Source organism: Rubripirellula lacrimiformis (genome assembly GCF_007741535.1).
Classification (GTDB): Bacteria; Planctomycetota; Planctomycetia; order Pirellulales; family Pirellulaceae; genus Rubripirellula; species Rubripirellula lacrimiformis.
On sequence record NZ_CP036525.1, the window covers coordinates 3170985 to 3192700 of the forward strand.

The following is a 21716-nucleotide window of genomic DNA, read 5'->3' on the forward strand; positions in this document are numbered from 1 at the left end:
TTTCATGCCCATGTGGTCGCGATGTGGTCGCGAAAGATTCTCGCGGACTTCTTGGAAAATTCATGACGCCATCGGATGCAGCCGCAGGCCCAGTGGATCGCGTCGCTGATCTGCATTCGAAGATTCGGGCGAATGGTGTTCGCTAGATTGCTGTCCGCTAGATTGCTGTTCGCTAGATCGCTGTTCGGCGGAACCCACGAATCAACCGTCGGTCGGGGGGCGGTGATTCAGAACGGACTGCTGTTATCCGCTGGGTCGAGTGTCGACGGATCGAATGTTGGCGGCGGTGTTTCTGGCTGCTGATTTTTTAGCTGATGGGGTGTTGAGTCGGTTGTCGCCCCACCTGACTTGCTTGATCCGCTTTCGATGGTGTCGGGCTGGTTTCGATTTCGATGATGATCGCGGTAGGATCCGCTAGTCCAGCGATCTTCTTTGCCGTCGCCGGTTTCAACGATGATGGCCGATTCTGACAGCAGTCCTTTGTCTTTGACGTTGATCGCGACGCATCGGGTTTGGCAGAGCCCGCACCCCACACAGGCATCGCTTCGCACGACGGGCGCCAGCATCCCCGTGCCTTCGATCGGCAGGCCCTGTTCGTCGGCCTCGGTGCCTACCTGTGCATACTCGATTGCATGATAGCCCGCGGCATCACATTCCTGGACACACAGGTCACAGGCTTCGCGGCCGGCCCAGGGCAAGCAAGTCGATTCGTTGACCACGGCCAATCCCATTCGCGCGTATCGCTTTTCCTCCAGCGGCAATGGCCGGATCGCGCCGGTCGGGCAAACCTGACCACAGGCATTGCAGCTTGATTCGCAGCCAGCCCAGTCCGCGTTGACCAGTGGCGTCCAAAGGCCTTCGAATCCTTGCTGAAACCCCTCCGGTTGCAACACGTTGTTCGGGCACGCTTTGAAACACTCACCACATCGGATGCACATCTCCAGAAAGTCTTGCTCGGGCACGCTTCCCGGTGGCCGGACCGGGCCAGCGGCATCCGGGGAACTCAGGTTTGCGCCCCAAGACTTGGTCGCCGCCGCGATCCCGACCCCGCCGGCTACGGCGGCGGTGGTGCCACCGGCCAACGACAGAAATCCACGCCGACCGATGGCGGTTTCATGCGTCGACGGAACACCAGCAACTTTCAATTCGACGACGTTCCAGCGTTCGACAAACTTGATCGCATGAGTCGGGCAGACACCGCCACAGGACTGGCACATCGTGCAGTCGGTGGTGCGGGTGGTGAAGTCCGGTTTGATCGCATCGAAGGGACAGATTTCGACACATTTGTTGCAATTGATGCAGGACGATTCGACCTTCCGCTCGGTCACTCGAAATAGATTGCCGAGCGAAAACAATGCTCCGCTGGGGCACACATATTTGCACCAAAACCGGGGACGCATGAATCCCAGGCACAACACGCCGGCGAACATCGCGATCGAAATCCACTGACCGGCATGGAACGATGGAACCAGGTGCCAGCCACGCAACGATCCCGATTGAATCGGTTCGGCAATGAACAGACAGGCTCGCGTGATCACCGGAATTGCGGAAACGAACCCTGACACTAGCACGCCCAACACGGCGCTGACCAACGTGCCGGCCAAAAGGTAATATTTGATGTGGACCCACCATCCATCCCCGGGGACTTGGAATCGTTTGGTGCGACGAGTGACGGCCCAATCAAAAAAGTCGATCGTGGTGCCTAGCGGGCACAGGTATCCACAGAATCCGCGTGGTATCAAAAGGCAGACGATCAGAATCGCCGCAGCCGAAATCAGCGATGCGACCCAGCTTCGCGACGCGATCGCGGTCGACAAACTGACCAGCGGATCGATCGTCAAAAAAAGGTCCGCCGGGATCCATTGTTTCGACGCTAGCGAGTCGGCATAGTGCGATGGCCAACCATTGGGATCGTGGTGGCGTAGTTCCAGATCCGCGCGGCCACTGATGTACGCATCCAGCAGTTCGGCCGAGATTTCATCGCCGGGTTCTAGTCGTCGCCATCCGGGTGACACCTCGGTGATCACGAACTGGCCTAGGACTGCAACGCCTGGACCGGCTTGGTTGCGAGATGAATCGGGATGGGCTAACCAACGCAGTGGGGATTGCGGCGGCGGTTTGTCCGCTTCATCGATGGTGTTGGAATCATCACGGGTTAGCAAGACGTCGCCGGTCGCCTCGTCGATCGTTTCAATCGACCAGCCGATGGATCCCGCATCACGGTCAACCGGCCGACTGTTGTAAGGCCACAACACGTACAGGAATTGTGTCAGGAAGATCAGCAAGCAGACGGTTTGGATCACGCGACGCACCGGAGACGCCAACCAGCTGATTCCTAGTCGTCGCAATCCGCGGCGAAGCACCCCTCGGCGTTTCGTTTGCCAATCCGAACGCAGTGACGGTGGGATGATCCGTTGGTAAACGCGGCCCAGCAGCGAATGGGAGCTTGGCTGTCCCGTTTTTCGTCGCCGCAAGGCGGGAACGAACCAGTCCAAACGCAGTCGAGCGGTCGTGCGGTTGCGATCCAGCAATGTCAACGCAGCGATCAACAGGATCGCCCCGGCGACGGCGGCCAAGGTTGCTGGGATGGTGTTCATGGCGACTTCAGCGTCAGAATTCCCAATTGCCAGGGCAGTTGGCCATAGGAATCGTCCGATGCGTCACGGCGGTCGATGCCTTGAAACAGAAAGCGAACGTTGTCGGGAGCGACTTCCAAGTTTTGGTCAAATCCCGCACGCAGCAGTTCGCCATGGCTGTAGTTGTCGGTCCACGATTCTTCGGAATCGATCATGTTGACCGGCGACGCGAATGGATGTTGTGGCGAATCGGCTAGCGGACGCCACTTTCCGTCCAGCCGGTCGGCGACGAAGGCTTTGAAGTAACGGCGTTTGGCATCCTTTGCTTCGATCAGTGAAACGTACTTCGATTGGTTTTGGATTCGGTAGGTATGACTGGCTTCGAAGATGTCCGTTTGCAAGGCGACGACGGGAGCGGACCAGCCGTTGGCTGGGAACTGATCCAAAGCGGTTTCCGATCGCCACATCCGCCCATCCAGCGATGTGAAGAACAGGTGCGCCCGTTGTTGATCGCAGATGACCCAGTAATCAAGGCCCGCTTTGGCACCGGGGGCGAACGTCATCATGGGTTGTGGTCGGGTCCATCCGGCGGCGTTGGTGATGTCCGGGTTGGTCGAGAAACAGGGGCCATAGCGGAGCCCCCGCGAGGCATCTTCGGCTTGATAGATCAGGTACCACGTCGATTCGGGTTCGAAATAGAAGATCTGTGGGGCGCCGTGATAGCCGGTGGTCAAATCCAACAGTTGCCAGTCCGAATCGCCCGCGTTGGCCCAGTCGTCTGCGGCGATGTATCCGATCCGAATTCGCCCGTCGCCCGATCCTGTGTTTCGAAGCGTACAGAAGACGTGCCAGCGGTTGTTGTATCGGACGACGCTAGGATCCTTCACTGCGATCCACGGGTCTGGGTCGGCCGGTGGCAACCGATCGGCGTCTGCACGGATCAGGGGCGCACTGACCTGCCAGCGGAAATTGCCGGTTGACCAGACGTCTTGGGATGATGCGGATCGCGGCGCCGCAAGCATCGCGAAAACGGATCCCAGCACGCATAGCCAAAGGGGGCGAGCCATCATCGGGACGCTCCGGCCAGCGCCTTGGCCGTGGCATGGACGATCGCTTCAGCCGTGATGGTGGCGCCGCTGGTACCATCGATGCCTTCGATGCTTTGCCGACGGATGATCTGACGCGGGACATCATCCAATGCCGCATAGAATTGTTTCTCGCGATGCTTGGTCACGTTCACCGATTGGATCTGACCTGATGCGACTTTCACTTCGACTTCGACATTGCCGTTGTATCCGGTGCTGCGGTCGGTGAAGGTTCCGTCGGGGACTTTCGCGGGGTCGGCGGCATCACGCAAACGAATCGCATCGATGCTTTGACGGGCCCGAGCCTGCAGGCGGTCCTTGTATTCTTGATTGCGAAAGTTGTCGTTGCTAAGAACGTTTTGGTAGTAGGCGATGGCGGCGTCCGTTTTCTGGTTGGTGCGCGCCGCGTCCCCTAAGGCCAGCAGCGTTTGGTTGTCCATGGCGGAACCAAGGTAGGGCTGGGCCGCACGGATCGCCTGGTCCAAATGGCCCATGTCACCGAGCAGTTTGACCGCGTCCATCGACATCAATCGCGAATCCAACAGGTCCAATGCCATCTTGCTGTTGCCCATTCGCCAATAGCATTCGGCAAGGTGGATGCCGTCTGGCTTGGCAACGGTGGTGTTGGCTTGCTGATACCAATATGCCGCCCGTGGATAGTCCTGCAGCAACGTGAAGTACAGGTTGCCCAGCTTTTCTTTGTCGCGCTGCTGCAGTGCCGGATCGCTGTGAAGCGAAAGGCAGTGATGGATCAGTTTGATGCCCGAATGCCAACGGCGGCGGTTGGGGCTGATCGTATCCCACAGATGTTGGCCAACGTTTTTGCGACCGTTCCAGGGGCCTGTTGCCTTTAGCGGCCAGCTAAGATCCAACGTGTTGGGATAGTCCAGTTGCGTTGATTCGAACCAATCCGGCAATGTTTGCCCGGCTTGGTCGATCAGTTGTTGGACCTGTTTCTGCGAACGCACAGGCGGGCTGTCTGCGTCCGGTTCCGACTGGCTGCTGTTCGCGGTGCCGGTGGGGGACATCGGTGTTAGTTCAAAACGTTTGTCACCGATCGTGACGGCGTGGACTTTCGAATAGGGGTAAGTCCGAGTGAATTTTCGCCCGCCCAACATTGTTTCGATATCGAATTCTTTGGCGTCCTTTCGAATCTGAAGGATCTTTCCTTGCAGTTTGGCACCGCTTAGAAACTCGACGCGGTCCTGGGCCGTTCCGGACGAGGCCGATCCCCACATGGTTGTGATGACCAGCAGGAAGGCAAATCCGATACGCGAATCGAAGGCTGGCATTGGCGGGGCCGCAGGTGGGGGCAACTTGTGAACGAACCGCGCGATCGGTCTGATTCCCGATCGCGTGGCGTCTAAGATAACCGATGCCAATGTCGCAAGTTGCCGGTGCGAGTCCCAAAATCCGAGTTGGGCTGGGCTATCGTGGGCGGTCGATCCGGACAATCTCTGCGCCGAATGCTTCGACGCAGGATTTGATCAGCGGATTGAGTTCGATCTCGCGCATTCGCTGCATCCGCGTCTGCTTCGGCGCGGCCTCTTTGACGGCGACCGGCTTTGGCTTGGGGGGAGCCGAGTGATATTCCAGTGCCACTCGTTCGCCCATCACTTCGGACACCGCATCGACAATCGCAGACCGATTGTCGGGTGCATCGCACCGCCGCATCGTTAGCCCGGCTTCGGCGGGAAAGACCAGGCGAAGCTTGCCCGGGCCCAGGTACTCGGCGCGTTCGATCTGACGCGCCAACGATTGGCGAACTTCTTCCAATCGGTTGATCGCAGCCGCCCAAACTTGGGACGCTGAGCTTTCCGTCAACGGGATCACATCTCCGGCGGCGACAGCGGCGGTTTCGCCCTGTGCAGTCGCAGCGGCATCGTCGGGGGCTGCCGCGGCCGCGCCGTTGGCCGAGGCTGCGCCGTTAGCCGTGTTGGCGCTTGCCCCGGCTGCGGAAACAGCGGGTGGCCCGGTCGCCGGTGCGTTGTTGGCGGCAGAGGTCTGCGGCGCAGCGGATGTGGGAACGGGATCTGGGGTAGGCGTCGGCGCGGCCGCCGGCGGATGGGGTGGCGTCGCCGCTTGTGGTTCGGTTCCCGGGGTCGGCCGGTGGGGGATCTCTGGGACCGGGCGAGATTGCGGGGGCCTAGGGGCTAGCTTTTTTTTTTCGCCCGAATCGGTGGCGGTGCGTGCCGCTGCGGCAAGGTTGACGATGTTTTGCAGGTCCGGCAGATTGCAAATCTGGATCAGTGTCGCTTCCATCAAAACGCGACTGTAAACACTTAATCGGATCCGCACCAACGTCTGGTCGATCAGCCCGACAACCGCCAGGACGGTTTGCAAGCCCCAGGTATCGCCCAGTGCTTTTAGTTCGCCATGCAGCGATGCCGATGTGTGTCGCATCAACGTTTCGTCGCAGCCCACGGTGACGGCCATCAGGTCGCGAAAGTAGCCCAGCAATTGTTCGGCCAGGCGACCCGCATCGACGCCGGCATCGACCGCTTCGTCGAGTTGCTTCATCGATTCGGCGGCGTCCCGATTGGCCATCGCGGTGGCCAGTGCGTGCAGGCGGACGTCGTCTGCGGTGCCCAGCATCGTGTGGACTTGATCGGCGGTCAGTTTGCCATCGCTGAACGACAACACCTGTTCCAGCAGCGACTGGCTGTCACGCATCGATCCGGCCGCACGGCGAGCGATCAGTTCCAGTGCGACATCATCCGCTGCGGCACCTTCGGCCGTGATGATTTCTCGAAGTCGACCGACGATCTTGGTGACTTCAACGGGCGCGAAATCGAATCGTTGGCACCGGCTAAGCACCGTGATCGGAAGCTTTTCTGGGTCCGTGGTACAGAAGATGAACTTCACATGCTCGGGTGGCTCTTCGAGCGTTTTCAGCAGCGCGTTGAACGCTGCCCCGGTCAGCATGTGGACTTCGTCGATGATGTAAATTTTGTATCGCGATCGGCTGGGGCGGACGCCAACGTTGGCCCGCAGCGATCGGATTTCGTCGATCCCTCGGTTGCTGGCACCGTCGATTTCGATCACGTCGACGTCTTCACCCGAATCGATCGCTTGGGCAACATCGGACGCGTTGTCGGGATTGGCGGTGGGGCCGGTCGGATCGTTCAGGGCTTTGGCAAAGATCCGCGCGGTGCTGGTCTTGCCGACTCCGCGAGCCCCGGTGAACAGATAGGCGTGGCCAACGCGATTGGTTTCGATCGCATTTTTTAGGGCGCGGCCGACATGGTCTTGGCCGACCAGTTCGTCAAATCCACGCGGACGGTATCGTCTTGCGACGACGACGTAATCACCAGCTTTGGACGTGCTGTCGGACATGCGGGACCGTCGCAGGGGGAATGCGCGTCGCCGATGGGGTTAAGCAGCAACGCGAGAGAATGAAAAAAACTTGCCCGTCAGAGGCGACCCTCACACAAAGCTACGCCGCTTATGGCTGCTCCAGTTAAGGCCTGACCAGGTTCACGACTCACAGTCGCAAGGGCCGCCACTGACGGGCAAGTGATTCATTGATGGGCATGCGTCGAAGCCGTGGTCGGGTTCGTCGCATCACCGTCGGACAGCATCATAGTGTGTCGAGGTATGAATCGGGAACCACCCCGACGACACATCGTTGATTGATGTCCAGGCGGGCCATGGTATAGACGATTTCAGCGACACGCCAAGCCCCGATTGGCGATAACTCGGGATTGTGTCCGAGGTCGCCCTTCCCGGCCTCGGAATTTCCGCTCTAGAAATTCGTCGGCCTCGCTAACAAAGTCGATGACTATCGCCGGCGACCGCGTCCACCGCGTCCACCGGATCCGCCACCACCTTTGTTCTTTTTGTGGTTGTCGATGTTGCCTTCGACAAACGAATCCACGGTTTCTAACCAGGTTGGAACGTCACCGCCACGTCGCGGTTCCCGGCGTGCGGCCGGTGCGTCGTCGGCGTTTCGGTCCTTGCCGCCGCGGTCGTCACGTGACCGGTCATCGCGATCGGTGCGTGCGGTTTCGGTGCGGTTTCCTTCGGTGCGGTTTCCTTCGGTGCGCGAACTGTTGTCGCGTCGGCCACGCCCACCGCGTCCACGGGGACGTCGGCTGCGAGGTGCGTCATCGCTGTCGTTGTCGTTGTCGGAATCCGAGCTGGTGTCTTCATCCGCATCGTCGCTGAAACTGATGTCGCTGACATCGTCGTCCAGGCCGAAGGCCGACTTGGATGCCAACGGGTCAGGACGCCGCGAAGTTTCCGAACGTCCAGCACCGGAGGTTTCTTCCGAGCTGTCTTCGTTGTCGCCGTCTTTGCTGGATCGGCCTTCGCCGCTGCGGCCTCGGCCTCGCCCACGTCGTCCGCGACGGCGAGATCGTGGTTTGCGATCTTCGTCACCATCGGATTCGGCAGCCGGCTTGTCGTCGTCGGAATCATCGTCGGATTCGTCGACAAAAACCTTCGCGTCGAGTTCGTCATCGTCAAATCCACTGCGGACTTCGACTTCTTCGACTTCGTTGGATTCCGAACGGCTGCGGCCACGTCCGCCTCGGCCACCACGACCTCGTCGCCGAGGTCGGTCTTCCGATGCCTGGTCGTCGCTGTCATCGCGGGAAACTTCCTCGCGTTTGACCGACGGAGCGTTGGAGTCAAGATTTTCGTCGCCATCGGTCTGTGCGACTTGGTCTTCGCTGGTGCGTTGACGTGATCCACGTCGTCCGCGTCGTCGACGTGTTGGACGTCCCTCGTCGTCACCACCATCGCGGCTGGGTTCATCGCGGCCAGGTTCGTCACGGACGGATTCGTCTCGGCCTGCGCCACCGCGAGCGGTCGTGGTGCGTGTGTTTTCCTCGGGTGCGGCTTCGCGGCGAGGTGACTCGTCACGCGGTGATTCGCTGCGAGGACGATCTTCGCTTGAACGATCCTCGCGTCCGCGGTCACTGCGACCCCGTCCACCTCGGCCGGTCTTCGGACGCGGGCTGCCCCAAGAATCGTCGTCGCCGTTATCGCTGTCGTCGACAAGTCCGGAACCGAATCCACCGGATGCCTTGCGTGGTTCAGCGCTGTCGCGTGGTTCATCTTTTCGTGAATCAGGCGACCGGCTGCTGCGGGAACCCGAATCATTGGAATCAGCATCGCGCCGCGGCTTGGGGCGGGATTCCGTTTTTCGTTGCAGCGCTGGATCGCTGGATTTGGAATCGTCGTTCCCATCGTCGCTGGTCGATTGATCACGGCGGCTTCGGATCGCGCTGTCCAGCGCCGATGGGTCGGCTTCGGGGCGCGGGGCCGGATCGTAGGACGAAGCGCCGCTGGATCGGGTGGGGGCACCGAATCCGGGCAACACCTGCGGCGGTTCGACGGCGGTCAGCGCGTCCAGGACTTTTTCAGGTGGAATGTCGCTGGCGTCATCGGAATCCGAAAACGCTGATGTTCGCGACGTCGCAGGTTTCTTTTCGGGTGCTTTGTCAAACGCTGGTTTGGACGCATCCGCCGATGGGGCCGGCGCAGGAGCCGACTTGGGCTGCGGTTCAGGTTTCGGCTTGGGAGCTGCCTTTTCCGGGCGATTGAAGTGGGCGAAAACGTCGTCCAGTTCTTCGATTGGGGGTTCTTCGGCAGCAATCGGAGCCGCCTTTTCAACAGGCGGAGCTTCGACAGGTTTGCTTGGGGATGGCTTGCTTTCGACCGGTGCGGGTTCTGATTTCGCAGCTTCGGCTTTCGCAGCAGCTTTCTTTGGTGGTTCGGCAGGTCCGGGGGTTCCCAGCAAATTGGCTAGGAAATTCCAGTGGTCGGATCTCATAAGTGGTTCGCTTCAGCGAGTGGGGTGATGCTTGGGCTGCTGCGGCTAGACAAACGAGTACCAAAGGCGCTCAAAAATTTGCCGAAGTTTCGCGCGGCCCGATAAGGTTGCGGAGCTTTATTCGGTGGGCGGGCGACTTCAACAGGCCGAGACCGATCGTCGGAATTTCGCATCGTTGCGATTTGTCTCGACGGCTGCTGGTTTCTGTGTTGATTTGCGCCGCTCGCGCATTGATGTCGGGCGGTTGGCCTGGGACCGGTTTCGGTTTAGGAAAAGTCACTCATCGGTCGCCTTCATCGACTATATGTATATCCGCCCGGCTATCTCTGCCCAAGGCCAAGCTACGGCCGATCCCTAAAACTGTCTCAAATTCAGACATGACGCCCCTCACCGCACGCACTTTGCGTCCTTTGATCGTTTTTGGCACCCGTCCGGAGGCGATAAAGTTGTGTCCGGTCATCCTAGAGTGCCAAAAACGTCCCGATCAGATCGCGCCGATCATCTGCAGCACGGGCCAACACCGCGAAATGCTCGCTCAGGTACTCGGTTACTTCGGCATCACGCCCGATATCGACCTGGGGCTGATGAAGCCGGGGCAAACGCTGACCGGATTGACGTCCGCATGCCTGGAAGCCGTCGACGGGGTGATCGTCAATCAAAAACCCGATTGTGTGGTGGTTCAGGGGGATACGACGACCGTGATGGCCGCCGCGATGGCTGCGTTCTATCACGGGGTGCCGATCGTCCATGTCGAAGCCGGGCTGCGAACCGGCGATTTGACGGCGCCGTGGCCCGAGGAATTCAATCGCCGCGTGGCGGGCATCATCACGGAACTGCACTGTGCACCGACCCAGCGGAGCGCGGATGCCCTGCGCCGCGAACACGTCCCACAGCAGAATATCCGCGTTACCGGCAATACCGTCATCGACGCTCTTCTGCACACGGTCCAAAAGGAACGCGTCGACGACGCCAAGTGGCGCCAGCAATACCCGGCGGCAACGGCCGATTCGGTCGTCCTGATCACCGGGCACCGCCGCGAAAACTTTGGCGACGGCTTGGCTTCGATACTGGATGCGATCGCCGATCTAGCCAGACTGCACCCCGAAACCCAGTTCATCTATCCGGTTCACTTGAATCCCAACGTGCAAGGTCCGGTGCACCAGCGTTTGGCCGGACTGGAAAACGTGCACCTGGTCCCGCCGGCAGACTATCCTCAGTTTGTTTGGTTGATGGATCGAGCCAGTGTTGTGTTGACCGATTCGGGAGGCGTTCAGGAAGAAGCCCCGTCGCTGGGAAATGCGGTTCTGGTGACGCGAGAAAAAACCGAACGTCCCGAGGCGGTCGAAGCCGGTTTGGCCGAATTGGTCGGGACCGATCGTGGACGGATCGTCCGCCGTGTCAGTGAGTCGCTGGCCGCGGCAGGCAAATCGGATCGCCAAAAACAATCCGGCGTGATCGACAATCCGTACGGCGATGGAAAATCGTCGGCAAGGATCGTCGACTGGATTCTGGAAAGATGGTCGGGTCAGCAAAAATAGTCGGATCGATCGCGTTGCGTTGAATGGGCCGATCGAACGAGATCGCCGGTGGATGCGATGCCAATGCTGCCGATCCTGAGGAATGTCCGATGGTGCCCCCGCCGGTGAACGCAGGTTGGGCGAACGCGGTACTGGCAGATGCCGGTACGGCAGACATAGGCACTGGCAGATGCCAGTACGGCAAAACAAGGGCCCACGCACACCATCGGCACCGCACGTCATCAGATACGTCGGGCAGATTCTGACTGAATAGGTGAAGGTCGATTTCGGATGATCATCGGAAGCCATCGACGAACGATCGTTTGGATGTTTGCGGTGCTGCTTGCGCTGTCCAGTGCAGACCGCAGTTGGGGCCAAGGCGGTGACGTCACGGGCCCGCGATCGGCCGATGATGCTGCCGCGCCCGTCGGCAAAGACGACGCCAATCTTCCGCCACCGGTTGTCGACGACGGAATCCGTCGCTGGACAACGGATTGGTCATTCGAAGACATCGATGTTGCCAACCTATTGTCGCGTTTGGCATCCATCGGGATCCAGATCCCGATCATCGCGGATGGGGATGTAACGGTCGGATTCGCCGTCGGTGTGCCGATCGCCCACGTGAATGATGGCCAGGTTTACCGGTTGCGAGGCCGGCTTTCGTCGCGGCGGTTACAGCTTGAAAATCTGTTGCTGGAAGACTTCTCGGCTGACATCGTTTACGACAATGGCGTGTTGCGTTTGGACCGGATTCGTGGGCGCTGGACCGATGCGGCGTCAGATGAAGAACCAGGCCGTTTTAGCGGGAACGGTTCTTTGGCGATTCTGCCACGCGGCAAAGCCGTGGTACGCATTCATGCGGATGATCTGACGATCGGTCCACTGTACGACTTAATCACTGCAGCCAACCGAGAGGATGCTGGTGTTCCCGTCACTGGAACCGTGACCGGGGATATCGACTGGGCCGCGCCGATCGATTCCTTGGTTGATATCGCGACCTGGACTGCAACCAGCAATCTTCGCGTTCGCAAGCTGAAGTCCGGCGAATCGATGCCGTTGTCGATCAACACCGGGGATTTGACTGTGCGTGACGGGATTGTGGCGGTTCCCCAGTTGCGGGTGACGTCTGATGCGGACGCCAGCGTTGGGTTCGACGGGGCGGCCCAGGTTGAATTGGTCGGGCGTCGGCGGTTTGAATTCCAGGTGCGTGGCAACGACGTGCCGATGCAGGCATTGTCGATGATGGCCGCCCAGGCGGGAATGGTTTCCCAGCAAGCGGTTGCCGGCAAATTGGACCTGGATCTCCGCGGCAACGGCCAATGGGCGTCAAAGTCCTGGTCGGTTCGGGGCCGGGTGGGGACGCCGCGATTGGAAGTGTTTCGCCAAAATGTCGGATTGATCGAGCACGAATTGATGTTCGATCAACAACGCTTTTCGCTCGATCCGATCCATACCGATACGCCCAACGCGAAAATGTTGATTCGTCGTATCGCCGCCGACTACTCATTCACGGACCAAGGGATCGAGGTTTCAAAGTTGTCGGCCGAAGTGTTTGGCGGGCGGGCTAGTGGAAACGTGGCGGTGCCCTTCGGCGACGAAGGCGATTGGAACGCGGATTTGGTGTGGGAAGGGATCCAGCCCAAAATCAACTTGGCGGCTTTGCTGCCCTTCGGTGTGCCAAAGACGTGGACTTCGGCATCGGCGCTGACCTCGGGTGCAATCCAGTGGAACGTTCCGGCCGCTGCGATCATGCAACCGGCACGTCATCGTGGGACAGCCAAGCTATCGGCCGCCGACATTCGGCTGGGCAGCGGCAGCATCGGTCAAGTCGATTTGGCGATTCAGGCCGGCGATGGAACGATCCGTTTGAATGGCGATGGCAAGCTTTTCGGTGGTGCGTTTTCGGTCGAAACAAAATCTGATGTTGATGCCAACGACGATTGGTCGTCATGGCTTCGGAAGGTGCCGGTTGGGCAGATTTCAATTCGTTCGGCCAAGGTCGATCAACTGATCCCGGTGCTGCGGCCTGATGACCCGCGTCGTTATCGCGGTACCGTATCCGCGGTCGCAAACATCCATCCGTCCGCCCTCGCATTCGACGCAGCGCAAACGGTGGACGCCGCAGCAGCCGCCGGCAGGAACGACACCGACAACAACATTGGCGACAACAACATTGGCGATGGGGACCGAGCGAATCTCACCCTCCAGATGTCGGCCAGCGATCTTGCCGTGGATGGCCGAACGGTATCGCGTGGCGGGAAAGCTGAATTGCAGATCGTCGACGGGGTGCTGGTGATCCGACGTGCCAGCGCGGCCTATGGTGGCGGGCGATTGATCGCCAGCGGACGCTGGCCGCTTGGGCAGGAAGCAGCAAAGTCTGGCCGACGGACGCTGCAGTTCACTTTTTCGGGGGTTGATGCACAGACCGGGCTGATGCTGGTCGCCCCGTCGATCGCCGATCGAGTCGGCGGTGCGGTTTCGGGCAGTTTGACCGTTGCCGGTGATCAGGATTACCGAATTCGCGGCAGCATCACCGTTCGCGAAAGTTCGTTGTTTACGGTCAGTGCCGGTTCGGTCAACGCCGGCGTGAACGGTTCGCTGTCGAGCGATTTTGGCCGCTGGAACCTTCGGCTACGATCGATCTCGGGAAACTTGGCCGGCGGTGAGATTCGCGGCGAAGCGGATCTGTCGTCCTCGACGGCGCTTTCAGGGACATTCGATCTGGACAGTCGATGGTCGGTCCGCCGGGTGGATTTCGGGACGCTGATCGCCACGACTGGGACAACCACGTCGCTAGCACACGGCCGGATCACTGGGGCAATGTCCGTGGCGGGTCGGCGGATCCGAAGCGTTTCGGATCTGAACGGCAATTTCACGGCTTCGCTCGCTCAAACCCAAGCCTCTGCTGTGCCTGGACTTTTGAAAGCGAACCAGTTCCTGGGAGCCCTCTCGTTGACCAACACCCAGTTTGATACCGGGACGTTGAAGGGCACGATCGGGCGCGGAGCGGTCCAAGTCGAAGAGTTTTCGCTTCGAGCCGACCGGGTGCGAGTGTTCGCCCAAGGGCGTATCGGAATCGCCGATTGGCGGATGGATCTGGATGCGGTGATCGCCACTGGATTGCTGGACGGTGACAGCGCCAAGATCGCTGCGTTGGCGGCCCAGTTGGCCGTCGAGGCGTTCATTCCCGTCGGGTTGATCGTCGAAATCAATCGCATGTTCAGCAATCGAACTCTGTTCTTAGGTGTCACCGGGCCGGCGTCCGATCCCCAGGTTCGGTTGAAGCCGATTGAAACCATTCGCCAAGCCGCCGTGCGATTCCTGGTCCGCGAGGCGATGGTGCTGGTTTCCGCCGGTACCCGCATTGCGAACTGACGCGGCCCGATCCAGCGTGAATTGCCGACCCGATCCACGGGGCAGCGCGGGTTGGGGGGCAGCGCGGGCTGGGGGGCAGCGCGGGCTGGGGGGCAGCGCGGGCTGGGGGGCAGCCGACACCGCGGTGCCGATCCGGCGCCGGTGTCAAACTTTACCGGATCTGACGATTATTCGCTTCGTCCGGGTTCTTCGCGTCGTATCGATTCTCGCGATCGTCCGGATTCTTCGTGTCGTACCGGTCCTATCGCCGCGGACGTTCCTGTTGTGACGGCTGTGTCGATCGTGCCGAATTCTCTTGTACGGAGACCTCGGTTCGACTCTGTCCCGGCTCGATTCATACCCGGCTCGAATTACACAGCGAAGACATGACGATGCCTACTGCCCTTACGACCGCGCTGCGTTGTTCCACGTCGACTGGGCTAGCGATCGGTTTGATGATGATTTCCTGTGGTTGCAGTAGCTTGGGGCTGTCGCTGTTTCCCACCGGGCACTTCCTGACCAAACAGGCGGACGAAGTCCTGGCTCAGTCGCCCCGCGGTGCCGATATCGCTCGTGAATTGTCGATGGATGTTGAACCGGTTCATTATCTGCAGCCCGGCGATACGCTGCTGATCGAACCGATTGAATTGGACAGTGAGGTGCGGATTCCGGCCGACCAGAAAGTGCTGGCCGACGGCAGCGTCGACTTGGGCAAATACGGCCGCGTCGTGGTCGCCGGACTGACGATCGAAGGGGCCGAGTCGCTGATCGAGTCGACGATTGTTCATTCTGGCGAAAAAGCGACGGCCGTGAACGTTCGCATGCTCGACCCGATTCATCGCTACTACGTCTTGGGTGAAGTGAATTCGCCCGGCAGCTATCCGCTGGAAGGTCACGAATCCGTCCTGGATGGCATCCTGGCCGCTGGCGGTCTGACCAGTGCTGCATCGCCTTGCAAGATCCTGCTGGCCCGCCCAACCGATCCCGATTCTTGCCGAGTGACGTTGCCGGTCTGCTATCGGGAGATCACGCAATTGGGCGATACGTCGACCAATTATCAACTGAAACCCGGCGATCGAATATTCGTGGCCACTCGCTCGTGCTACGAAGACATGATGTTTTGGCGAGCCAACGAAACCTGCGATCGATGCTGCAAATGCCAATCGGCATGCATGGACCCCCGCATGATCCCTGACGTGAACCCGATGGGCCGCGTGATCCCGACGGCATCTCCCCAGCCCGGTCCAGCGTCCTTGGGGGCCGAATCGGGGATGACACCGATCAAGCCGGAATCGATCACGCCGATGGATCCCAGCCCGATCAAGGCGGATCCGGCAGCCGTTCCCCTCCGGCTTCCCGCGGCCGAAGCGGCGGAACCCGCTGCAGCGGACGCTATCGTCCCGTCCGCCGATGGCGAGTTGGATTTTGACAATTCCCAGCCAATCGGACGATTCGCACCGATGTGGGTCACGCCGTCCAACCCGTAACGGAATGCTGTCTTTGCAGGTCGCGTCCCAGCTGGCTGGAACTCGCCGAGCAGCCGGCCTGCAGCTCGGGGCGCGCGGGAAAACCGGGGCGAACGCGGAAAAATTTCTGCCTGCGGCGGCGAAATTGACCCGATGATGTCAAACTCGTCGCGGCCAAACGGCGAATCAGCCAGCGGGTTTGGGCGTTCAATGTGGAGCCCGTTTCGGCGGAAATCTCCCGAAATGCCGCGTCTTTGCGGCTTTGCTTGGTTGCCGTATTGTAAAATTATCAGCAAAAACCGACACTCGTCGCTTCGAAGGCACGGAAATTGTTTGGCAACCTTGTCAAAAACGGTTTCAAACCCTATCCTCCGTGCCTTGCCAAGAAATCCAAGTCCATTTTCCAACTATCGTTACGACCGAGTTTTCCCCATGACCATGGATCGCAGCCTCAAGGTGCAAGCCGGGGCCATTAAAGCGCGAAATGTGCTTACGCGAGCTGAGCGTATTGCTCGGCTGAAATCGCTGGACAAGTTCGACGAAGAAATGAGCATCGTCGGCATGCCCAAGGTTCGCGTCGTAAAGGTCTCGTTGAAGAAAAAGAAGAAGGTCAAGAAGGCTGAAGAAGAGCCTAAAGACAAGAAGAAAAAATAGTCGCCGGACCATGTATCCAGCGAGCCGGCGAAGCGTTCTTTGCGAACGTCCGCCGGCTTTTTTTTTGGAATTTTCTTGCATGCGGGGCCATCGCGATCACCCGTTTCCGTCCATGAATCAGGCGGGTGCGTGCACCCTAGAATAGGTGCGGTCAGCAAACGTGGATGGCAAATACTGCCGGTTCCAGCGACCGATCGGCTCGCTATTGCCATGCCGATCAACGATCATGGAAATAGTTTCTCTATCGGCATTGGCGACATTCTGCCAAATTCGCTGTTGATGCCGGCGTGTGACCGAAGCGGCAAAACTAAAATACGTACGACCTGCTAGGTCGACCGGCAGCGCCGATCGCCAACTAGCAGAACGAAGGATCCGTGGGATGACAGACTCATTACTTGAACGTGAAGCCGAGCCTGCGGACACTGCGGCGATTGATTCGTTGCCAACCGAGGGCATCGATCCGCAGCGACTGCCGCTCCCCGAAGCCACCCAACCGCTGCAAATCATGTGGCGGTATGTTTTCGTGCTTGCTGCCGTCCACGTGGTGGCGCTGTTGGCATTGGTGCCCTGGCTATTCACGTGGTCCGGATTGGTGCTGGGCATCGCCGGGCATTTTGTGTTCGGAATGCTGGGCATCACCATCGGTTACCACCGCTTGCTGACGCACCGTGGGTTCACCTGTCCTAAGTGGCTCGAGCACACTTTGGCCATGCTTGGCATGTGCAATCTGCAGGATAGCCCCGCACGCTGGGTCGCAATCCATCGCATGCACCATCAACACAGTGACCATCAACCCGATCCGCACTCGCCATTGGCTAGTTTTCTGTGGGGGCATGTCGGTTGGGTCGTGTGCCGCCACAAGGACTTGGACCGAACCAGCCATTACGAGCGGTACGTGCGTGACCTGCTTCGCGACCGTTTCTATCTGAAACTGGAACGCAAAGACGGATGGTTCTTTGTGTTCGTCGGCCACGCGCTGCTGATCGTTTTGGCCGGCGCTGCCTTTGGCTACTTTACCCAAGGCGAACCGCTTCGCTATGCCGCTAGTTGGGCGGTATGGGCCGTTGCCGTTCGAACCGTTTTCGTGCTGCACGGAACCTGGTCGGTGAACTCGTTGTCGCACGTCTTTGGCTATCGCAACTACGAAACCCGCGACCACAGCACCAACAATTGGTTGGTCGCATTGATTAGCCATGGCGAAGGCTGGCACAACAACCACCACGCCCAACCACGGTCCGCTGCACACGGGCACCGTTGGTGGGAATTTGATATGTCGTGGTGGATCATTCGCGGGCTAGAAATGGTAGGCCTGGCCAAAGACGTGGTTCGGCCCAAATCCGCCAAGGCAACCGATTGAATCGGCGGTTGCCGCGGTCGATGCGCTGGTAGGAAAGGCCTCGCCCCGTTCGGCCCGTTGCCCTGTCCGGATCGTTGCTCCGTTCGACCTGTTGAATCGTTCGGATCGCAATCGACTCGTTCACTGGTCCGACGCTCTCTGGATCACTCCTGTTCGCCGGAATCGACCGCGATGGGGTTGGTGGCTTCCAGTTCTTTGGGCAATGCACCATCGGACCGTGACGCCATCTGTCGTAGCACTTCCAAATCCATTTGATTGCTGCGGAATTCGACTTCTCCGCCGCCCATCAACAGGTGCAGTCCGCCGGGGTGATCGCTGGCCAGTCCACCGACATAGGCTGCCGATACTTCGTTGGATGCGGTTTGGACACCGCGGATCCGATCTCGTTCGGCGTTCAGACCCAGCCCTGTATTCCGCAGGCTTGAACGTGTGCCGCTAAGCCATCCTAGGTCTTCGCTAAGCCGCGATAGCTTTTCGCCCGAGAACAGGGTGTAGGACAGACCGTCGGTGATGTCGTCGAATGTTGTGGCCTGGTTCAGTCGGAAAACGCCATCGTTGGATTCGTCGATCGGGGTCTCCGTCGATGCGTGGATGCCCGCGTAACAAGTGGTGTTTTCGGCCAGATCGCTGGCCGATGGGCACAGAAAATCTGGGATCCGCATCGTGCGAACAGGCGTGTTCTTTTTGTCGTAGACGCTGACGTCGCGATCGATGGCGTCGTAGATGATCGCCGAACCCATCATCGGCAACAGGCCTTCCAGCCAGTTGTGGTGATAGCCGACGGGAACGTTTTCGATCGGTCCCGTTGCGTTTAGCGTTCCGATTGGGAAATGTTCGTTGCGAGTTTCGTAGGCGGACAGCCCCAGCGACAGACGCACTAGGTTGTATTGGCAGTTGCTGCGGCGGGAAAGTTCACGCATGTTCTGCATCGCCGGGACGGCCATCCCGATTAGCACCCCGATGATCGCAATGACCACCAGTAGTTCCACCAGGGTAAAGGCATTCGCCGCACGCCCTGTGCGGCCTGGGAATTGGCGGGCACGGCAAGGTATCGAATTGGCCACGGTCATCTATTTCTCCTTGTGATTTGAATTGCTGTGCGCTCGCGTCAGCTGGTCGATTGTTTGGTCGCCACGGAGCCAGGTAGCGCTGTAGCGGTCGTTTTCGTCGTTCATCGATACCACGATTCGTTGGTCGGAATCGGGGTCGACGGGCAGGGTCAGTTCGGTCGCCGCAATCCGGCTTGCGGCTGCGATCGCCGATTCCATCGTGCGGACTCTGCGTTGATCACGGGTCGCTTGGCGTGATGTCCATACGCCGCGGATCATGACCGAAGTCGCACCCACGATGACCAGAAGCACGGTCAGCACTAGCATGAAGAACGCTGCGCCACGGCGGCGATTCGCTTTGCGGCGAAGGTCTCTCGGTAAGGGCGTTGTTTGCATTGATTTCATGGTCGATTCACCTCCACAATCCACGACACGCCGACACCGCGTGCCAGGGATAAACGAATGCGGTCTGGATCGGATTCCAATTGCGGATCGCACTTGATGGGCAGCCGAAAACGATCGGTCGCGATCCGGTCGGAATCACGCCAAATGGTTCGGTCGACGGCGCTTTCCGCTGGATCGTACTGGTATCGAATTTCAAGGTCATCGTGGCTGATTTCGACTGGCCACTGATCGGCTTGGACCGTGTCGGCCGCACGAATGTCTTGGCGAAACGAATCCGCCAAACGAGACGCTTCGGATCGTCGTCGGCCATCGTCGGCGGTCGCGATACCGATTTCGGATACCGTGGATAGCATGCGCACGGCTGCGACTGCCAGCACCAGCAGGACGGACATCGTGGCGACCATTTCCAACAGCGTCGTACCACGGCGGTGGGTGGGGCCAACCGGTTTGTCAGAGATTGGATTTCGGTGCATCACGAGTCCTCCTGGGGGCTTTGGTTGTCGGGCTCGCCGGATTCGTTCTTGTCAGTTGAATTGCTGTCGGACGGATTCTTGTCGGCTGCGGTCTCGTCGGTGTCTGTCATCTCGTCTGCATCCGCGGCGTCTGCATCGCCATCGTCTGCGTCAGTGGCGTCGTCATCCGGTTTGTCTGCATCCGCCACATCGTCATCGGCCGCAGCGTCATCGGCCGCAACGTCATCGGCCGCAGCGTCTGGTTTCGGTTCCCTGACGATCCAGTCGTGCTGTCGAACCGTGACTGCGTCGCCGAGCGTGGCTTGGACCTGGATGTGGACACCTTCGTTCGGGCCGCTTTGGAAATCGTCTACCGCAACAGTCACGGTGCATTGAGTGTCGTTTCCGACAGCGCTAGCGATCGCGTCCCCCTGCGTGGACCATTGGCCGGTTGGCAGAGCACGCATTCGTTCCAAGGTATTCTCGGCTGCCAGGGTGGCCGCCAGGTGTTGATCTGCAGTGCGCCCTAGCATCGAAGCGCCGCGCGAAAGTTTCGTCAGGGCGACGCCGGCCACGGCCAGCAGCGAAACGGCCAACACCACTTCGATGATGACGCTGCCACAGCGGACGGCTGGCGAACCGACCGGGGTTGGTTTGCGGTGGCAACCGAAACCTAGCGTCGGTGCGGCGGCCGAGCGACGTTGTGGCGGTCTTGTTCGCTGTCGGGCTAGCGCAAGATGCGGACGTTTGGTGGTGGTCACGATGCTGCTCCCGCCATCATGGAGATGAGCTGAAATAGGCTGGAAAAGAAACCGTATCCGTACATCAGCACAGCCGCAGCCAGCATCAGTACCAATGCGGGAAACACGATGCTCATCAACCAGCGTAGGTTGGCGTGCGCGTCACGAACCGTCTGGCCCGCCATGTTCCGCAGCAACTGCGCGGTGCGAACCGGCGATGCGCCCTCTAGCCAGGCGGCTTCGGACGAACCGATCCATCCGGTTTGGTGGATGGAATCGGCGGGCGTGCGCCCCTGTTCGATCAGTTCCATCGCTCGCTGCAACGATCGACGTTCGTACCGCCGTACCGAAATCAGGTGTCCCACGGCCAGCGCCCGGCCCATCGGCCAACCCGCATCGATCGCATCGGCCAGTCCATTGAGCACTTCGGATTTGTGTTGTGCTAGCCGTGGGGTGATCGGGAACCACATTGGCAATCGCCAACCCAGGATCGTGCCGCGGCTCATGATCGGAACGATGATCAGTACGACGAAGCTTAAGAAAAACAGAATCCAGTACGCCGGTCGGGCTGACATCAGCCAGCGGTCTTTCATGTCCATACCGAATTCCTCGAACATCACTTCCAAGGTTGGAACGATGAACAAGGCCATGAAGCTTAACACCAAGCACGTGATCGAAGCGGTTACGACCAAGTACAGGAATTGGCCGTAGACCGGCATCCAGCCACTGTCGATCGAATTGGCCGACATGTTGTAGATGTCGTCGGATCGTTCGATGCGGTCGATGGACGCCACCAGAGCGCTCTCCGGTAGACCGATGGGCTTCCGATCCAGATCGCTTTCGCCCGATTCGATACCACCAAGCTTGGACGGGTTTGGCTTGGGCGGAATCGGAGACTGCATGGCGACGGCCGTCCCCAGTTGCAAGGGGACACGCGAACGTGCTGCCGCTTCGATCGGATCTTGCCCCATCATCAATCGACGGGCGTATTCGTAACAGGGTCCCGCAAGCGGGCCTGATCTGGAAAACGCAACCGCCACTTTGGAGATCGCTCCGTCGTGATGGCAAACCGCGCGGACGGTCGAATTGAATGCTCGCGTTGCATTGAGGTGTCGTCGGGACGCAAAGTCCATCACACCGAACACCAACAATGTCACCAGTACCAACCCGAATAGCGACGGCAAGAGGTACACGAAGCAAAGTAGTGTCAGCAGGACCAGGAGTGTCCAGACAACAATTCGAAGTGTGCGATTCATGCCAGCCTCGCTGAATGTGGTTCGAT

Annotated in this window: 15 protein-coding genes and 1 other RNA gene; 5 read left to right on the forward strand and 11 right to left on the reverse strand. The window is 59.6% G+C overall.

Annotated features, from left to right (window positions below; all coding sequences use genetic code 11):
* Nucleotides 1-227: 227 nt before the first annotated feature.
* The 6 genes from K227x_RS11235 to K227x_RS11260 form a co-directional block, all read right to left on the reverse strand.
* On the reverse strand, nt 228-2597 hold the full coding sequence (locus K227x_RS11235; RefSeq protein WP_145169578.1) for a 4Fe-4S binding protein: 2370 nt from the start codon (nt 2595-2597) through the stop codon (nt 228-230).
* Nucleotides 2594-3646: a non-reducing end alpha-L-arabinofuranosidase family hydrolase gene (locus K227x_RS11240; RefSeq protein WP_145169579.1), complete on the reverse strand. Its 1053-nt coding sequence runs from the start codon at nt 3644-3646 to the stop codon at nt 2594-2596. Before K227x_RS11240 ends, K227x_RS11235 begins: the two co-directional genes overlap by 4 nt.
* Nucleotides 3643-4953: an FMN-binding protein gene (locus tag K227x_RS11245; RefSeq protein WP_145169580.1), complete on the reverse strand. Its 1311-nt coding sequence runs from the start codon at nt 4951-4953 to the stop codon at nt 3643-3645. Before K227x_RS11245 ends, K227x_RS11240 begins: the two co-directional genes overlap by 4 nt.
* A 136-nt stretch (nt 4954-5089) precedes the next feature.
* On the reverse strand, nt 5090-6997 hold the full coding sequence (dnaX, locus tag K227x_RS11250) for a DNA polymerase III subunit gamma/tau (protein ID WP_145169581.1): 1908 nt from the start codon (nt 6995-6997) through the stop codon (nt 5090-5092).
* 76 nt (nt 6998-7073) lie between these two features.
* Nucleotides 7074-7168: signal recognition particle sRNA small type (gene ffs, locus K227x_RS11255), an RNA gene on the reverse strand.
* A 274-nt stretch (nt 7169-7442) separates the two neighbouring features.
* Nucleotides 7443-9440 carry a hypothetical protein gene (locus tag K227x_RS11260; RefSeq protein ID WP_145169582.1) on the reverse strand — a complete coding sequence of 666 codons (1998 nt, stop codon included), beginning with the start codon at nt 9438-9440 and terminating at the stop codon, nt 7443-7445.
* Nucleotides 9441-9817: 377 nt separating this feature from the next.
* Here K227x_RS11260 and wecB point away from each other — a divergent pair, with 377 nt between their 5' ends.
* The 5 genes from wecB to K227x_RS11285 all read left to right on the forward strand — a co-directional run bounded on the left by wecB (nt 9818) and on the right by K227x_RS11285 (nt 17788).
* Nucleotides 9818-10978, forward strand: coding sequence for a non-hydrolyzing UDP-N-acetylglucosamine 2-epimerase (gene wecB, locus K227x_RS11265; protein ID WP_145169583.1), 1161 nt, complete (start codon nt 9818-9820; stop codon nt 10976-10978).
* Between the two features lie 270 nt (nt 10979-11248).
* On the forward strand, nt 11249-14332 hold the full coding sequence (locus K227x_RS11270; RefSeq protein WP_145169584.1) for an AsmA-like C-terminal region-containing protein: 3084 nt from the start codon (nt 11249-11251) through the stop codon (nt 14330-14332).
* A 371-nt stretch (nt 14333-14703) separates the two neighbouring features.
* Nucleotides 14704-15798 (forward strand): polysaccharide biosynthesis/export family protein, encoded by a 1095-nt coding sequence (locus K227x_RS11275; protein WP_145169585.1) that lies wholly within the window; start codon nt 14704-14706, stop codon nt 15796-15798.
* Between the two features lie 411 nt (nt 15799-16209).
* Entirely contained in the window at nt 16210-16431 is a 222-nt protein-coding gene (locus tag K227x_RS11280) for a small basic protein (protein ID WP_145169586.1), read from the forward strand.
* Nucleotides 16432-16810: 379 nt separating this feature from the next.
* Nucleotides 16811-17788 (forward strand): acyl-CoA desaturase, encoded by a 978-nt coding sequence (locus tag K227x_RS11285; RefSeq protein WP_145169587.1) that lies wholly within the window; start codon nt 16811-16813, stop codon nt 17786-17788.
* Nucleotides 17789-17931: 143 nt separating this feature from the next.
* On the opposite strand, the gene K227x_RS11290 is transcribed toward K227x_RS11285, so the two are convergent.
* From K227x_RS11290 to K227x_RS11310, 5 genes are read right to left on the reverse strand one after another with little or no spacing between them, the layout of a single operon-like run.
* Complete coding sequence (locus K227x_RS11290; RefSeq protein WP_145169588.1) at nt 17932-18858, reverse strand: DUF1559 family PulG-like putative transporter; 927 nt, start codon at nt 18856-18858, stop codon at nt 17932-17934.
* Nucleotides 18859-19242, reverse strand: a complete 384-nt coding sequence (locus K227x_RS11295) for a hypothetical protein (RefSeq protein ID WP_145169589.1) — start codon at nt 19240-19242, stop codon at nt 18859-18861. It abuts the gene before it with no gap.
* Complete coding sequence (locus K227x_RS11300) at nt 19239-19715, reverse strand: prepilin-type N-terminal cleavage/methylation domain-containing protein (RefSeq protein ID WP_145169590.1); 477 nt, start codon at nt 19713-19715, stop codon at nt 19239-19241. The genes K227x_RS11295 and K227x_RS11300 overlap by 4 nt, the downstream gene beginning before the upstream one ends.
* Nucleotides 19715-20455, reverse strand: a complete 741-nt coding sequence (locus tag K227x_RS11305; RefSeq protein WP_145169591.1) for a type IV pilus modification PilV family protein — start codon at nt 20453-20455, stop codon at nt 19715-19717. The genes K227x_RS11300 and K227x_RS11305 overlap by 1 nt, the downstream gene beginning before the upstream one ends.
* Nucleotides 20452-21690, reverse strand: coding sequence for a type II secretion system F family protein (locus K227x_RS11310; protein ID WP_145169592.1), 1239 nt, complete (start codon nt 21688-21690; stop codon nt 20452-20454). Before K227x_RS11310 ends, K227x_RS11305 begins: the two co-directional genes overlap by 4 nt.
* Nucleotides 21691-21716: the final 26 nt, after the last annotated feature.

What these genes read in the sequence shown, in the direction of transcription:
- K227x_RS11235 (WP_145169578.1), bottom strand. Translation starts at nt 2,597, where the DNA reads ATGAACACCATCCCAGCAACCTTGGCCGCCGTCGCCGGGGCGATCCTG.
- K227x_RS11290 (WP_145169588.1), bottom strand. Translation starts at nt 18,858, where the DNA reads ATGACCGTGGCCAATTCGATACCTTGCCGTGCCCGCCAATTCCCAGGC.
- K227x_RS11285 (WP_145169587.1), top strand. Translation starts at nt 16,811, where the DNA reads ATGACAGACTCATTACTTGAACGTGAAGCCGAGCCTGCGGACACTGCG.
- K227x_RS11300 (WP_145169590.1), bottom strand. Translation starts at nt 19,715, where the DNA reads ATGCACCGAAATCCAATCTCTGACAAACCGGTTGGCCCCACCCACCGC.
- K227x_RS11295 (WP_145169589.1), bottom strand. Translation starts at nt 19,242, where the DNA reads ATGAAATCAATGCAAACAACGCCCTTACCGAGAGACCTTCGCCGCAAA.
- wecB (WP_145169583.1), top strand. Translation starts at nt 9,818, where the DNA reads ATGACGCCCCTCACCGCACGCACTTTGCGTCCTTTGATCGTTTTTGGC.
- K227x_RS11275 (WP_145169585.1), top strand. Translation starts at nt 14,704, where the DNA reads ATGCCTACTGCCCTTACGACCGCGCTGCGTTGTTCCACGTCGACTGGG.
- K227x_RS11310 (WP_145169592.1), bottom strand. Translation starts at nt 21,690, where the DNA reads ATGAATCGCACACTTCGAATTGTTGTCTGGACACTCCTGGTCCTGCTG.
- K227x_RS11245 (WP_145169580.1), bottom strand. Translation starts at nt 4,953, where the DNA reads ATGCCAGCCTTCGATTCGCGTATCGGATTTGCCTTCCTGCTGGTCATC.
- K227x_RS11260 (WP_145169582.1), bottom strand. Translation starts at nt 9,440, where the DNA reads ATGAGATCCGACCACTGGAATTTCCTAGCCAATTTGCTGGGAACCCCC.
- dnaX (WP_145169581.1), bottom strand. Translation starts at nt 6,997, where the DNA reads ATGTCCGACAGCACGTCCAAAGCTGGTGATTACGTCGTCGTCGCAAGA.
- K227x_RS11270 (WP_145169584.1), top strand. Translation starts at nt 11,249, where the DNA reads ATGATCATCGGAAGCCATCGACGAACGATCGTTTGGATGTTTGCGGTG.
- K227x_RS11240 (WP_145169579.1), bottom strand. Translation starts at nt 3,646, where the DNA reads ATGATGGCTCGCCCCCTTTGGCTATGCGTGCTGGGATCCGTTTTCGCG.
- K227x_RS11280 (WP_145169586.1), top strand. Translation starts at nt 16,210, where the DNA reads ATGACCATGGATCGCAGCCTCAAGGTGCAAGCCGGGGCCATTAAAGCG.